Genomic DNA, 15,192 nt, shown 5'->3' with positions numbered 1-15,192 from the left:
GCGTGCCGAGTCGCCGTTCTCCCCGGCACAGGGGATGCGCGGGTGGCTGACCTCTCCTACGCTAGGAGCCCCCCCCCCTCCCCTGCGCTCTCATGTCCCGTTGGTTCTCCCTCGCCGCGCTCCTGGCCGTCCTGCTGGTGGCCCCCGCCAGCGCCCAGATCTCGTTCTCGTTCGATGACCTCTACGGCTTCGCCGACTCCGGCGAGACCGTCACGCGCGACCTCTTCGACACGGGGACGGACGTGCCGGCTGCCGATCAGACCCGGATCGACGCCTTGATCGCGCTCCGCGGCGCGGGCCAGACGTGGGACTTCACCACGATCGCCTACCCGGTGGAGGACCAAACGGCCACGACGGTCTACTTCGGCGGCGACATCGCCGGGCTCCCGGGCGCCTCCAACTTCCCCGACGCCAACTACGTCCTTCACAACGAGGTCCCAGACTCCGACCCCGACGGCGACGCCTACGTCTACGCCGACGCCTCGAACGACCAGTACGTCTCGCTCGGGATCTACGCGCCGGCGAATGGTGGCAACCCGGAGACCGTCATCACCTACGAGCCCGACGGGCTCCAGCAACTCACCTTTCCGATCGCGCTCGGGACCGTCACCGAAGACCAGACGACACAGACGATCTCGGGCTTCACCATCACGACGGACTACCGGAGCGAGGTCGTCGGATCGGGCACGCTCGTCACGCCGGGCGGCTCGTACCCCGCGCTGATGATCGAGTACCGCGTGTCGGTCTCCTTGCCCGGTGCGCCCACGACCGTCGTCAACGTGTACTCGTGGGCCACGCGCGACCGCTACGTGACGGCCGACGCCACCAACTTCCAGACGGCGCAGGGGCCGCGCGCGTACAACGCCAGCTACACGAGCGAGCCGGGCGGGGGGGGCACCAACTCCGCCCCGACCGTCACCGGCACGACGACGGCGACCGCGCCGGCTGGGCAGACCGTCCAGATCGACGTGCTGGCAAACGTGACCGACCCCGATGGCGACGCCTTGTCCATCACGGCCGTCTCGGACCCGATGCACGGCTCCGCCGCCGTCGGCGACGACGGGACGGGACGGCGGCGCGCGCCGATCGTCGAGTACACGGCCGACGCGGGCTACCAGGGCCCGGACTCATTCACGTTCACCGTCTCCGACGGGACGGCCGAGGCGACGGGCACCGTCGAGGTCACCGTCTCAGGCGGCGTCGCCACGGAACCCGGGCCGGAGGTGCTGGCGGTGGCCGTCGTGCCGAACCCAGCCACGAGCCGCGCCCGCATCGCCGTCTCGACCTCGGCCGCCGGCGACACGCGTGTCGTCGTGATCGACGCGCTCGGCCGCGAGGTGGCGCGGCCGCACGACGGCCCGCTGGCGGCCGGCGACCACACGCTCGCCCTCGGCCTCGGCGACCTCGCGCCGGGCGTCTACGCTGTCCGCGTGACGGCTGGCGGCGCGGCCACGACGGTCCGGCTGACCGTCGCCCGCTAACCCAAGCCGGTCGGGCATGGCCGACCGGACACGTGGGACGGCCCGAGCGGCCCCCAGCACGGCGCCGGGGGCCGCTCGCGTGTTCGCGTCCCGGCCGGGGACGACCGGGTGCCCTTGTCCACGCAAGCACTTCGCGCGTAAACTCCTGCGCACACACCCCGCGAGCGACTGGACCGAGGCTACCCCTGTTTTCACCCACCCCGCCCTTCCCATGCGGTTTAGCCTCCCCCTCCTCTTCGTCCTCCTCGCCGTCGCCGGCTGCGACACCACCGAGCCCGACGCGCCGTCGCCGCTCGCGCCCGCCATCCCTCTCGCCGTCGGGGCGGAGTGGACATTCGAGGAGGCCGCCCGCATCGAGTACACCGACGGTGTCCCGAGCGACACCCTCGCTCCGGCATCCGACACGCAGTACACGCTCCGGGCCACCCGCGACACCGTCGTCGCGGGCGAGACGTGGGTCCGGATCGAGGCACCGAGGGGCTTCTCGCACTGCGTGTTCGAACCCTCGGCCTGGTACGCCAACCGGCAAGACGGCCTGTACCGCTGGAGGTCGTCGCCGGCCGATGCCGAGCTCGTCTACGCGGTCACTGCGGCGGAGGGCGCCCCGTTCCTCGTTACTGATGTGGTCTCGGCGACGCTCGTCGACGAGAACGCCCAAGTCGGAGTCGCCGGCACGACCATCCCCGCCCGGGTCTACGCCCGGACCTGGCGCCGGGTCGAGTTCAGCGCCGAGGTCCGCGGCCCGATCGTCCCGACGGCGGAGACGCGGGACGCGCTCTCGCCGAGCGCCGGCCCCGTCGTCCTCGAGCTGATCTACGTCAATCATGCCGGGGACGATGCGACGTTCGTCCCCCACTTGAAGCGCGTCTACACTCGCGCCGACCTGTAGCGGCCCCGCCCTCCTCGCGTGCGCCGCCGAGGCGGGGCACACAAAAAAAAGGGCGGCGCCGTGCGTGGCGCCGCCCCAAAAGGCGGTGACGGAGGTCCGGGTTAGCGGACGACCGTGAATGGCCGGACGGCCATAGCGCCGTTCGCCGTCAGGCGCGCGAGGTACGTGCCGGCGTCGAATGCCGAGACGTCGACGCGGACGACGTGGTCGCCGGCGACCACGTCGCGGTCGAGGACGCGAGCGACCTCACGGCCCAACACGTCGTAGACGACGAGCGTGGCGCGGCCGGCCGACGCCAGCGAGACCGTGACGGTGGCCTCGTCGGCCGACGGGTTCGGGAGAAGACTCCCGAGCGAGAGCCGCCCGTCGGGGTCGCCTCCTACGGCGACGGCCGCCGACAACACGTCGCCGGCCTGGACGAGCGTGATTTGATAGCCCGCAGCCGGGTCCGTCGACGAGAACTGAGCAACGACGCCGGTCACGATGGCCGGGCTGCCGAGGAAGTCGGTGCCGTCGATCGTCGTGTCGTCGGCATTGGGGACGCGGACCGTCACGGCGTTCGTGGCGTCTGACGGATCGGTGACCTGATAGGTCGTGCGGGCCTCGAACCGGCCGGTTGCGGAGTCGAGATCCGAGAACGTGACATCGGTCACAGTGACGAGCTCGCCCTCATAGTCCTCGCCGTTGGCCGCGAGCTCGGCGAGGGTGACCACCTGGGCCGCCGGGGGGTCGCCGGCGCCCGTGATCTCATACGACGAGAGGTCGTCGTTGTTGATCTGGAGCAGGCCATTGAACTGGGAGAGCGTGCCCGAGATGCGGATCGTGGTGCCCGGGGAGATGGCGCCCGAGGCCACGTCCATGAAGAACTGCGAGTTCTCGTCGGACTGGCGGAGCGTGAGGCCGCCGGTCTCGTCTTGGAGGTACACGAAGTCGCCTTCAGCGCGCGAGACGGTGCCCTCAACGGTTACGTCGGCACCGATGCCGGCCGAGCGGGCGTCGACGATCGGCGAGGCCGGCGCGTCGCGTGGCTCGACCTCAACGACGATGGCCTCCCCGTAGAGGTAGACTTGCAGAGGGGATCCGCCAGAGTTGAACTCGTCCTGGACACGGACGAACGCACCGTCCCGAAAGATGACGGTCTCCGGCGTCGGGTCGGTCTGGAGCCCTGTGGCCCCGGCGGCGAACACAGACGTAATGGCGTTGACGTCGTAAACGATAAAGAACGCCTCGCCAAAGATCGGCACATCTTGGGCAAACTCGATCCGTGTGGACGTGATCGTGTTGCCGTCACGGGGCGGGATGATATCCGTCGAGAACGTCTCGGTATAGAGCGGGTCGCCGGTCGGGCCGTCGGCGATGTTGCCAGCGTAGACGCTGACGTCGAACGTCTCGCCTGCGTCGGGCACCTGGGTCACGAAGAGAGTCGCGCCGATCGCGTCGAACGCGGCGTCGCTAGGGAGCGTGTAGCCCGACCCGAAGATCTCGGTGCCGAACGATCCGGTTCCAAAGAGGTAATTGCCACTGCCGTCCGAGAACGTGGTCAGGGCGTCCGACGGGGAGCGGTTGGCGATGAGGGTCGTGTCGCCGGGGGCGAAGCTCGCCAGCGGGGCGGCCGTCAGCGACGGCGAGGCCGTCACCGACTGCGCGACGGCCGCAGGGGCGAGGAGGAGCGCCGCGAGGGCGAGGGTAGCGAAGTGTCGCATCCTTAAAGGCGTTGGTGGGGAGAGAGCGAAATGAACCGGCCCTATTGTGATCGGACCGTGAAGCCAAACACGTTACTACGGGCCATGCGGTTCCGAAAAGAGGCATCTCCAACCCTCTCCGTGCCCGCCGAACGGCGTCCGCCCTCGCGGAGTAGTCCCCGCTCCGCACGCCCGCGCCCATGCCTGACCCCCGCCTCAAGAAGACCCTCACGCTGTTCGACGTCTACGCGATCAGTACGGGTGCCATGTTCAGCTCCGGCTTCTTTCTGCTGCCCGGGCTGGCGACGGCGGCGGCCGGCCCGGCAGCGGTGCTCGCGTATTTCCTGGCCGGCGTGCTCATTCTGCCTGCGATGCTGTCGCAGGCCGAGCTGGCGACCGCGATGCCGAAGGCGGGCGGCACGTACTACTTCTTGGACCGCAGCCTGGGCCCGCTGGCGGGCACCGTTGGCGGGCTAGGGACGTGGCTGGCGCTCGTGCTCAAGAGCGCCTTCGCGCTCGTCGGGATGGGGGCGTACCTCGTGTTCTTCCTCGACGTGCCGGTAAAGCCGCTCGCCGTCGGGTTTACGGTCGCCTTTGCCGTCCTCAACATTGTTGGGGCAAAGGAGACGAGCGGGCTGCAGCGGGGGTTCGTCGTTGTGCTCATCGCCGTGCTGGCGTTCTTCGTGGTCCAGGGGCTGATCGAGGTCGGGGCGCTCGGGGCGGGCAACCTGGAGCGGCAGTTCACGCCGTTCCTGCCGTTCGGGACGGAGGGCCTGCTGGCGACGATCGGGCTCGTCTTCGTGAGCTACGCCGGGCTGACGAAGGTGGCGTCCGTCGCCGAGGAGGTGCAGGACCCGGACCGCAACATCCCCCTCGGGATGGTGCTGTCGCTGGCGACGGCCACGTTCATCTACGTCGTCGGCGTGTTCATCATGATCGCCGTGCTGGAGCCCTCGGAGCTTCGCAGCGACCTGACGCCGGTCGCGACGGCGGCCGAGTCCTTTTTCCACTGGTTGCCCGGGCGGTGGGGGCTGGGGCTGGTCGTCGTCGCGGCCGTCGCAGCGTTCGCCTCGACGGGCAACGCGGGCATCCTGTCCGCCAGCCGGTACCCGCTCGCGATGGCGCGCGACCACTTGGTGACGGAGCGGCTCGGCCGCTTGGGCCGCAGTGGGACGCCGACGCTGGGCATCATCGCGACAGCCGGTCTGATGATCGCCGTGATCCTCCTCCTCGACGTGGAGGGCATCGCCAAGCTCGCGAGCGCCTTCCAGCTGGTCATCTTCGGGCTCCTCAACGTGGCTGTGATCGTGATGCGCGAGAGTCGGATCCCGGGGTACGTGCCCGGCTACCGCAGCCCGTTCTACCCGTGGACTCAGATCGTCGGGATCCTGGCGCCGGTCGTGCTCATCACCCAGATGGGCGCGCTCGCCATCGGGCTCACCGCCGTGCTCATCGCGGGCTGCATCGTCTGGTACGTCGTCTACGTCAAGGACAACCCAGCCGTCGTGCGCGAGGGCGCCGTGTACCACCTGTTCGCCCGCCTGGGGACGCGCCGCTACGACGCGCTCGACTCCGAGCTCCGGAACATCCTCAAGGAGAAGGGGCTCAGCGACGAGACCCCGTTCGAGGCCCTCGTCACGCGCGCCGCCGTGCTCGACGTGGACGGCGGCGAGTTCGAGGAGGTCGCCCAGACGGCCGCCGAGCGGCTCGCGTGGCGGGCCGGGCTCGACGTCGAGCGGCTCCAGACGGCGTTCCTGGAGGGCTCCCGCACCGGCGCCACGCCCGTCGCGCGTGGGGTGGCCCTCCCCCACCTCCGGCTCCCCGACATCGACCAGCCCGAGCTCGTCATCGTCCGGTCCCGGACGCCGCTCTCCGTCCCCGCCGAGCCCGGCGAGGGCGACCGCCCCGTCGAGGCGGTGTTCTTCCTGCTCAGCCCTGAGACCCCGCCCGGCCAGCACCTCCAGATGCTCGCCGCGCTCGCCAGCCGGATCGACGAGGCCGACTTTGCCGACGAGTGGCGCGGCGCCGAGACCGAGCAGGGCCTCAAGGAGGTCTTGCTCCACAACGACCGCACGCTCCACCTCCTGGTCCGCGAGGACGGCCCGACGGCGGCGCTGGCCGGCAAGGCGCTCCGCGAGGTCCGGCTCCCGCTGGGCGTGCTCGTGGCGCTCGTCCACCGCGACGGCCAGATCGCCGTGCCCGGCGGCGACACGGTCCTCGAGGTCGGCGACCGGCTGACGGTCCTGGGCGAGCCGGCCGCCATCCGCCGCGTCTCGGCGACGTTCCGGGCGTAGCTCCAACGGCAGGTCCCGCCTCGGCGCCGAGGCGGGGCAGGTGGGGCGACGAAAGGCCTCCCCCGTACGGGAGGGGACTGCGCAGCGGACGGTGGGTGTCGCTCGATGGTCGGCGAGGAGACCAACCCTCCAACCCGCTCCGCGGGGGCCGCCTGGCGACAACGCAGTCAGCCCTTCCAAGGGGGAGAACAAGAAAGGAGGCTGGCCAGCGGCGGGCCTCACCCACACCAGCAGTCGACCCCGAGGCGGTTCGCTAGGGAGTCGGGGGTAAGCGGCGCGGGGGCCGGCTCCGACGGCGGCCCGCTGGGCGCCTCTCCCCCACCCGTCCCATCCGGCCCGCCGTCACCAACGGGCTCCTCGCAATCCCCGGGCTCCTCGCCGTTCACAACCTCTGTGCTGGGGTCGACGGCCTCGTCGTTTTCCGGGGCGTACTTCCACCCCAAGCTCAGGCTCATCGCCGCGATCAACACCCCGACGCTGGTCATCCGGACGGCCCACCACACCAGCACGTCCTTCCGACGCGCCCAGACCGACTTCGAGTGCACCGCCAGGAGCACCCGATCTCGGAACGGCCCGTCATTGCCTCGAAGGTGACCGCCCACGTCTCGCACGAACCTTCTCGAATTCATGCGGGCCACGTCGTTAAAGAAGAAGGGACTCGGCCTACCGGCAGGTGCCCCTCCACGTAACAACTCGCACCACCTTCCAGCTTTTCCCGCGAGAGCCTTGCAGGCGGGGCCCGGCCACGCCACCCCGCCGAGGGCCAGCAAGCCCCACGCGATGGCCGTCCCTCCGAATGCCCACCAGAGACAGCCCTCCACGTCCGCCGCGTTGAGCCCGTCCGCGATGAGCCAGACCCAGAGCGCGAAGAAACTCCACCCCACGATGGTCACGAACCACAGGACATCGGCGAGGGCCGAGAACCGGGCGCCCCACCAGGGAGGAGACTTTGCCCGGTGCCGCCCGCCCAGCGACGGACGGACGCTCATGATCGAACACAACAGCGCCACGACCAGAAACGAGACTGGGATCACAGCGAAGGGATCGCCGATGCGGCGGTCGTTGGCGAACTCCAGGATCGTCCCGATCAGCACGGCATCGCCAGCCAGCAAGAGCGATGCCTTGGTGTCGAACAGCCGGACCTGCGACTCGACGTGGTCCAGCAGGGTGAAGGCGTGAGCCGACGTGCAAGGGTCCTTGCGTCGTTTCTCCCACCTCTGTCTAGCGCGTCGCTTCGAGGTCGACATGATCGCATGCGGAGACGGGAGATAAAGGCAAGGGCGATCTGCGAGGGACGCCCGACTTGAACGAGAGTAAAAACCGCGGCCTCCCCGACCAAATCTCTCTCGCCGGGCCCGCCCTGCACCTCGCCGCCCCTCGAAGCCATCGCCGCCCGCGACTCCGCCGGCCACGCCATCGCCGTCGTCATCCGCCGAGTCCAGATCTTCCTCCGCGCCGAGCCGCCCCAGACGCGCTCGGCCCCCTCCCCGGCCCTCCCCCGCTGGGGGAGGGAGACGGCCCCCCTCCGCCTCGGCGCCGAGGCGGGCGGGGGCGCGGCCCGCGGTCTGCGGTCCGTCCTCCCCGGTCCGCACAAAGAAAAGAGGGGCGCCGGCCGACGCCGAGCCCATATCCCGAGGCGGCCGGCGACGGGCCGCCCCCGACCCCCGCCGGGCCCCGCCGAGGCGGTATCGTAGGGGGGACGCGCCCCGCCCCCTATGCCCGCCGGCCGCCTCAAAAAGGACCTCACCCTGTTCGACGTCTACGCGATCTGCACGGGCGCCATGTTCAGCGCGGAGTTCTTCCTGCTCCCCGGCCTCGCCATGGCCTACGCCGGCCCGGCGGTCGTGCTCGCGTATTTCGTCTCCGGGCTCCTCGTGCTCCCGGCCATGTTCAGCCAGGCCGAGTTGGCCACGGCCATGCCCCGCGCGGGCGGCACCTACTACTTTATCGACCGCGCCCTCGGCCCTCTCGTGGGCACCGTGGGGGGGCTGGGCACGTGGCTCTCGCTCGTCTTCAAGAGCGCGTTTGCGCTCGTCGGCGTGGGGGCCTACCTCGTCCTGTTCATGGACCTGCCCATCAAGCCGGTGGCCGTCGCCATGACGGTGGCCTTCACGGTCCTCAACGTGGTCGGCGCCAAAGAGACGAGCGGCCTCCAGCGGTTCCTCGTGACGACGCTCGTCTTGGTCCTCACGGTCTTCGTGGTCCAGGGGTTTGTGGAGATCGTCTCCAGCGACGTGGGGGCGGTCGTGGAAGACAAGTTCACTCCGTTTATGCCGTACGGGGTGGGCAGCCTGTTCGCGACGGTCGGCCTCGTGTTCGCGGCCTACGCTGGGCTCACCAAGGTGGCGTCGGTGGCCGAGGAGGTGGAGAACCCCGACCGCAACATCCCCCTCGGCATGATGCTCTCGCTGGGGACGGCCGTGTTCGTCTACACCGTGGGGGTCTATATCCTGGTGGCCGTGCTCGACCCGGCCGCGCTAATGGCCGACCTGACGCCGGTGGCCACGGCCGCCCGGGACCTCCTCGCCTGGATCCCCACGCCCGAGGGACTGCCTCAATCGACGGGCGTCCTCCTGATCGCGATCGCGGCGCTGGCGGCCTTCGCCTCCACGGGCAACGCCGGCATCCTCTCGGCCTCCCGATACCCGTTGGCGATGGCGCGCGACCGGCTGATCACGCGGCGCTTCGGGGCCATCGGCCGCTTCCACACGCCGGCCCCGGCCATCGTGGCCACGGGCGCGGCGATCGTCCTCTGCATCCTCGTGCTCGACGTCGAGGGCTTAGCCAAGCTGGCCAGTGCCTTCAACCTGCTCGTGTTTGGGCTGATCAACCTCGCGGTCATCGTGATGCGCGAGAGCCACATCCCGTCCTACGCCCCCGGGTTCCGGACCCCGCTCTACCCGTGGATGCAGATCGCGGGCATCACGACGTCGGTCCTGCTGATCGCCCAGATGGGCGTGGTCGCCATCGCCTTCACCGCGGGCGTCGTCGTCCTCTCCGTGGTGTGGTACGTGTACTACGTCCGCTCGAAGTCGGAGGTCGAGCGCGAGGGGGCCATCTACCATCTGTTCGCGCGGCTCGGGGCGCGCCGCTACGAGGGGCTCGACTCGGAGCTCCGCACGATCCTCAAGGAGAAGGGGCTGACCGACGAGTCGCCGTTCGAGCACCTCGTCACGCGGGCCGCCGTCCTCGACGTTGGGCCGGAGGCGACGTTCGACGATGTCGCGCATGAGGCCGCCCGCCGCCTCGGCGAGCGGACCGGCCTCCCGGCCGAGCGCCTTGCGGAGGCGTTCCTGAAGGGGTCGCGGACGGGCTCTACGCCGGTCGCCGGCGGCGTGGCGCTCCCCCATCTCCGCCTCTCCGAGGTCGACCGCCCAACGCTCGTCCTCGTCCGCTCCATGACCGGCCTCTCGGTCGCCGTCGATACGACGGGCGACGACCGGCCCGACGAAACGAAGGACGTCTTCGCCGTCTTCTTCCTCCTCTCCCCGATGGACCCGCCGGGCCGCCACCTCCGCACGCTCGCCAACCTCGCCAGCCGCATCGATGAGCCTCCCTTCCTCTCCGAGTGGCGCGCGGCCGAGACCGACCAAGACCTCAAGGAGGTGCTCATCCTCAACGACCGCTACCTCGCCCTCACCGTCCGCCACGATGGCCCGACGGCGGCGCTCGCAGGGAAGGCGCTCCGCGAGGTCCGGCTCCCGCCGGGCCTGCTCGTGGCGCTCGTCCACCGCGACGGCCAGATCGCCGTGCCCGGCGGCTCGACCGTGCTGGAGGTCGGCGACCGGCTGACCGTGCTCGGCGAGCCCGCCGCGATCCGCACGCTGGCGCAGTCGATGGGGCGCTAGCGCCCCCCGGCCCGGCCTACATGGCCGCGAACAGGAGGGCCACCGCCGCGACCCCCGCGCCTCCGATCGCGGCCAGCAGCAGGACGGCCTCGAGCGGCATCGGCCCGCCCGCCGCGGGGGCCGCAGCGCCGGCCTGCGCCGTCCGTCCCCCCTCCGCCCGCACCGCCGGGCCCGGACGCTGCCCGCGCCGGACGCGGGGGCCAGGCTCATCAATTACAGACGTTTTTACCAGGCCCATGGCGGATCCAGGGCAGGCGGACAGATACCGATGTATCCACAAGTCCACCATGGTTTCCCCCAGATCCGACGCGCAACTACATCATCGGGACCGGCGTGAACCGGAAGCCGACGCCGTCGACGGAGACGCGGCCGACGCCGGGGAACGGCATGTGGCTGGCGAACAGCGGAATCCCCTCGCGCGCGGCACGCGCCAGCAGGCGCCGCCGGGTGGCCACGGTCTGGGGCCCGTTCATGTCGAACCCGAACAGCCACGTCGGGTGGCGGAAAAAGACGACCGGGTGGGCGACCGCGTCGCTGACGATGAGCAGCCGCGCGCCCGCCGACGCCAGCTCGAAGGCCATGTGGCCCGGCGTGTGCCCGTGTGCGGCGACCGCGGTGAGCCCGGGCACCACCTCCTCGCCCGCGCCATACGTCTGGAGCCGGTCGCGGACGGGCGCCAGCTTCGCGAGTGCGTTCTCGACGTTCTCGTTGCCCGCCGGGGCCGACTCCAGGAACGCCAGCTCGGCCGCCGGGAAGTGGACGCTCGCGGTCGGGAACGTGGCCGCGCCGTCGGTCGAGACGCCGCCGATGTGGTCGCCGTGGAAGTGCGACACGACGACGCGGTCGACCGACGCGGGCGCCATCCCGAGCGCCTCCATCGTCGAGACCAGCGCGCCCTGCCCCGTGCCGGTGTCGACGAGCGTGCGGACGCCGCCGTGGTCGATCACGAGCTGCGACACGTCGGTCGGGACGCGGTCGGTCGGCAGCCCGTACTCCGCCAGCGTGGCGACCACGCGCGCCGCGTCCACGTTCGTGCCGACGGCGCTCAGCGGCAGCGCGAACGACGTGTCGCGGATGACGGTCACCACCGCGTCGCCGACCGAGAAGGTGTCGGCCGAGATCGTGTGGTGGTCGCGGCGAACAGGCGCAGCGGCAGCGGCCGAGACGGGGAGCGCGGCGCCGAGGCCGAGGGCGCCCAGGCCCTTGAGGGCGGAGCGGCGAGAGAAGCGGACAGACATGAGCGTGGGGAGAGGCGGGGTCGAAACACGGTGCGACAAGCGTCGGCGTTCCGGGGCCGACGACCGTCCGGGATCGCCTGTCGGGGTGGTCCGCACCGGGGCCGAGGCGCGTGGGTCGGGCGCTCCCCTGTTCGTCCACTTCGAGGAACTGCCCCGGACCCGACCTGTGGCATGGGCCCTCCCTCTCCCCTCTCCGATGAAAGCTCTCACCTGGCACGGCCAAGGCGACGTCCGCGTCGACACCCACCCCGACCCTGAGATCCAAGAGCCCACCGACATCGTCATCAAGGTGACCTCGACGGCCATCTGCGGCTCCGATCTCCACCTCTTCGACGGCTTCGTCCCGATGATGCAGGAGGGCGACATCATCGGCCACGAGCCGATGGGCATCGTCGAGGAGATCGGGTCCGGCATCACGCACCTCAAGAAGGGCGACCGCGTCGTCGTGCCATTCACGATCTCGTGCGGGACGTGCTGGTTCTGCGAGCAGACGATGTACTCGCTGTGCGACACCACCAACCCCAAGCCTGAGAACGCCGAAAAGGCCATGGGCCACAGCCCGGCGGGCTTGTTCGGCTACTCCCACCTCACCGGCGGCATCCCCGGTGGCCAGGCCGAGTACCTGCGCGTGCCCCACGCGGATGTGGGCCCCATCGTGGTGCCCGACGGCATGACCGACGAGCAGGTCCTCTTCCTCTCCGACATCTTCCCGACCGGCTACATGGCCGCCGAGAACGCCGAGATCGAGCCCGGCGACACGGTCGCCGTCTGGGGCTGCGGGCCGGTCGGCCAGTTCGCCATCCAGAGCGCCTGGATGATGGGCGCCGGCCGCGTGATCGCCATCGACCGCGAGCCCGAGCGCCTGCGGATGGCGGCCGAGAATTCGAAGGCTGAGACGGTCAACTTCGACGAGCTCGACGACCCGCTCCACAAGGTCCTCATCGACATGACGGGCGGCCGCGGGCCGGACCGCTGCATCGACGCGGTCGGGATGGAGGCGCACGGCGCGAGCGCGGCCAAGACCCTCGTCGACAAGGCGGCCCAGGCGACGCACACCCAGAGCGACCGGACGTACGCGATCAACCAGGCCATCATGGCGTGCCGCAAGGGCGGGACGATCTCGATGCCCGGCGTCTACGCGGGCGCCGGCTCGGTCAAGCTCGGCCCGCTGATGAACAAGGGGCTCACGCTCAAGACGGGCCAGACGCACGTCCAGCGCTACCTCGAGCCGCTGATGAAGAAGATCCAGGACGGCGACATCGACCCGTCGTTCATCATCACGCACACGGCCCCACTGGACGACGCGCCCACGATGTACGACATGTTCCGCGACAAGAAGGACGACTGCATCAAGGTGGTCCTCAAGCCCTGATCGCCGGCCGGCCGTGCGCACGGCCTCGGCGAGCACGCGCCGCCGGGGCCGTCAAAACTCGACCTGGTAGCTCAGCACCGGGAGCGGGTACCCCTCCGTCACCTCGACCACGGCCTGCCGCTGGAGGTCGTAGTCGAGCGCGGCGTCCTTAGCGGCGAGGGCGTTTTTGAGCTGGAGCGACCACAGCTGCGACACGCGCTGCCCGTCCACCCGCAACGTCGCCGTCAAGTCCAGCACCCAGACCGACGGGCCGCGCTCTGAAAAGGGGCGCGTCGCGTCGTAGACGACCTCGCCAGCCGCCGCCGAGGCCGCCCCGTCGACGGGGCTCCGGCGCTCGCCGCCGAGCGCGGCGAGCCGCACGTTGAGCCCCAGCCGGTGCCGATCACCTAGCCGCACGTCGCGTCCCGCCAGCGCATTGACGGCGACGCGCTGGTCGTACCGGGTCGGCCGCCAGACGCCGTCGCCGCCGCGCGCCCGCGACCGGAACAGGGAGCCGGTGACGAGCGCGTACGCCCCGCCCCGCAGCGGCCGCTCGACGGTCAGCTCGACGCCCACGTTCGCGCCCGCGCCCTCGGCCACGAGCGGCTCGGCAAAGGCCCAGTCCTGCCGCCAGTCGAGCAGCGAGAACGCGCGGCCCGCGATCACGGGCACGCGGAACAGCCGCTGCACGTAGCCCTCCACGCGCACCCGGACCGCGTCGCCCAGCTGGCGCGACGCCCCGAGCACGACGTGGTGCGCGCGCGTCAGCCCCAGGTCCCGGTTCGGCTGGCCGCCGTCGACACGCGCGAGCACGACGGGGAGCGGTTCGAGCTGACTGTGGAGCCCGTACCCCGCGCTCCACGTCGTCCGGTCCGACGCCGCCCACGTGACGCCCAGGCGAGGCTCGACGGCCGACGCGCCCGTCAGCGCGACGTGCGTCGCGTGCACGCCCAGCGTCAGGTCGAGGTCGGGCGCCGGGGTCTGCCGCGCTTGCGCGAACGCGTGCGCCAGCAGGGCGCTCCCCTCGCCGTCGGCGACGGTCACGAGGGGCGGGGCGTGGTCCGGCGCCGAGCGGAGGTCGAGCGCGTAGCCGAGCCGCTGGACGCTGGCGCCCGCCTGGACGAGCGTGCCGGGGCGCAGCTTGTGGTCGACGGTCGAGCCGAGGTGCAGGCGGAGGTCGGTGCTGCGGAGCGCGAGCTCGGGCCGGAGCCGCAAGTCGTCGCCCAGCCGGTCCTGCTCCCAGACGGTCCGCTGCCCGGTGACGGCGGCCGTCGTGCGGACATACGTCCGGCGCCCCAGCGTCACGGCGTGCGTCAGCCCGGCGGCGCCGACGCCGAGCGCCAAGTCGGCGCGCGTGCGGTCCCAGAAGTCGGAGGTCCACGACGCCGAGTCCGGGTTCTCGACGAGCTGCTGGCCGTCGAGCCCGCCGATCCCCCACGCCTCGACGCGCCCGGCGCCGAGCGGGGCCGACACCTTGACGGCGAGGTCCTGGTACGTCGTCCCGCCCTCGGTCGGCAGCAGCGGCATCAACAGGCCGAGTGTCGAGTAGCGGTAATTGGCGAGGTACGTCGCCGGGCTCCCCAGGCGGAGGGGCCCCTCGGAGGCGACCTCCAGCCCGAGCAGCCCGGCGCGGACGGCGTGCTCGCGGCGTGTCGGGTGGCCCGTCCGGAACCGCATGTCGAAGACGCCGCCGAGCGCATCGCCGTACTCGGCCGGGAAGGCGCCTGTGAACACGTCGGAGTCGGCCAACAACTCGCCGCTGAACAGCGTCACGCCGCCGCCGCCGGCGACCGAGAGCCCGGCAAAGTGGCTCGGCGTCGGGATGGGCACGCCCTCCAGCCGCCAGCGGACGCCCTTGGGCGCGTTCCCGCGGACCGCCAGCGCGTTGTCCTGCACCCCGCTCCCGGACGTGGCCACGCCCGCGAACGCCGCCGCCAGCCGCGCCGGGTCGTCGACGGCGCCGGCATAGCGCCGCGTTTCCTCGACCGAGAACGACCGGCCGCTGACGGCGGCCATCGCGTGCTGCGGCCGCCCCGCCTGCGCCTCGGCCCGGACGACGGCCTCGGCGCCCGCCACGACCGTCTCGGCGAGCGGCACGTCGAGCACCGTCTCCTGCCCCGCGCGTACGAGCACGTCCGCCAGCACACGCGGCGCGTGGCCGAGCGACCGGACCTCGACGGCGTGCTTGCCGAGCGGGACGCCCGCCAGCACGAACCGGCCCTGGGCGTCGGTCGCCGCGCCGAGCAGCGGCCGGGACCCGACGACGACCACCGTCGCGCCGACGAGCGGGGCCCGCGTGTCGCGGTCGGCGACGGTGCCGCGGACGGTCTGGGTCGCCTGTGCGAGCGCGGCCGGGGCGAGGAGGAGCAGGGCACAGACGGCAACCAGGCAGCGCATCGGGAGCGGGGG

General features: G+C 71.4%; 10 protein-coding genes. 5 read left to right on the top strand and 5 right to left on the bottom strand.

Annotated features, from left to right (window positions below):
- Positions 1–92 precede the first annotated feature (92 nt).
- Together ACLII4_RS06370 and ACLII4_RS06365 are read left to right on the top strand one after the other, a co-directional pair.
- Complete coding sequence (locus tag ACLII4_RS06370; protein WP_412070061.1) at positions 93–1,481, top strand: Ig-like domain-containing protein; 1,389 nt, start codon at positions 93–95, stop codon at positions 1,479–1,481.
- Between the two features lie 211 nt (positions 1,482–1,692).
- The gene (locus ACLII4_RS06365) at positions 1,693–2,370 is read left to right on the top strand and encodes a hypothetical protein (RefSeq protein ID WP_412070060.1); all 678 of its coding nucleotides are present in this window, start codon (positions 1,693–1,695) and stop codon (positions 2,368–2,370) included.
- Between the two features lie 101 nt (positions 2,371–2,471).
- On the opposite strand, the gene ACLII4_RS06360 is transcribed toward ACLII4_RS06365, so the two are convergent.
- Positions 2,472–4,073 carry a T9SS type A sorting domain-containing protein gene (locus ACLII4_RS06360; protein WP_412070059.1) on the bottom strand — a complete coding sequence of 534 codons (1,602 nt, stop codon included), beginning with the start codon at positions 4,071–4,073 and terminating at the stop codon, positions 2,472–2,474.
- A 179-nt stretch (positions 4,074–4,252) separates the two neighbouring features.
- On the opposite strand from ACLII4_RS06360, the gene ACLII4_RS06355 reads away from it, so the two are divergent.
- Positions 4,253–6,346: an amino acid permease gene (locus tag ACLII4_RS06355; protein ID WP_412070058.1), complete on the top strand. Its 2,094-nt coding sequence runs from the start codon at positions 4,253–4,255 to the stop codon at positions 6,344–6,346.
- Between the two features lie 218 nt (positions 6,347–6,564).
- On the opposite strand, the gene ACLII4_RS06350 is transcribed toward ACLII4_RS06355, so the two are convergent.
- Positions 6,565–7,593, bottom strand: a complete 1,029-nt coding sequence (locus ACLII4_RS06350; protein ID WP_412070057.1) for a hypothetical protein — start codon at positions 7,591–7,593, stop codon at positions 6,565–6,567.
- Between the two features lie 468 nt (positions 7,594–8,061).
- Here ACLII4_RS06350 and ACLII4_RS06345 point away from each other — a divergent pair, with 468 nt between their 5' ends.
- On the top strand, positions 8,062–10,194 hold the full coding sequence (locus tag ACLII4_RS06345; RefSeq protein ID WP_412070056.1) for an amino acid permease: 2,133 nt from the start codon (positions 8,062–8,064) through the stop codon (positions 10,192–10,194).
- 16 nt (positions 10,195–10,210) lie between these two features.
- Here ACLII4_RS06345 and ACLII4_RS06340 read toward each other — a convergent pair whose 3' ends face one another.
- Both ACLII4_RS06340 and ACLII4_RS06335 read right to left on the bottom strand, forming a co-directional pair.
- Positions 10,211–10,432, bottom strand: coding sequence for a hypothetical protein (locus ACLII4_RS06340; RefSeq protein WP_412070055.1), 222 nt, complete (start codon positions 10,430–10,432; stop codon positions 10,211–10,213).
- A gap of 76 nt (positions 10,433–10,508) precedes the next feature.
- Positions 10,509–11,432: an MBL fold metallo-hydrolase gene (locus tag ACLII4_RS06335; RefSeq protein WP_412070054.1), complete on the bottom strand. Its 924-nt coding sequence runs from the start codon at positions 11,430–11,432 to the stop codon at positions 10,509–10,511.
- Positions 11,433–11,628: 196 nt separating this feature from the next.
- Here ACLII4_RS06335 and ACLII4_RS06330 point away from each other — a divergent pair, with 196 nt between their 5' ends.
- Positions 11,629–12,804: a zinc-dependent alcohol dehydrogenase gene (locus ACLII4_RS06330; protein ID WP_412070053.1), complete on the top strand. Its 1,176-nt coding sequence runs from the start codon at positions 11,629–11,631 to the stop codon at positions 12,802–12,804.
- Between the two features lie 51 nt (positions 12,805–12,855).
- On the opposite strand, the gene ACLII4_RS06325 is transcribed toward ACLII4_RS06330, so the two are convergent.
- Positions 12,856–15,180, bottom strand: coding sequence for a carboxypeptidase regulatory-like domain-containing protein (locus ACLII4_RS06325; RefSeq protein ID WP_412070052.1), 2,325 nt, complete (start codon positions 15,178–15,180; stop codon positions 12,856–12,858).
- Positions 15,181–15,192 lie beyond the last annotated feature (12 nt).

Source organism: Rubrivirga aquatilis (assembly GCF_046845665.1).
In the GTDB taxonomy this organism is placed as follows: domain Bacteria; phylum Bacteroidota; class Rhodothermia; order Rhodothermales; family Rubricoccaceae; genus Rubrivirga.
This window is presented reverse-complemented; position numbering and strand designations above follow the sequence as displayed.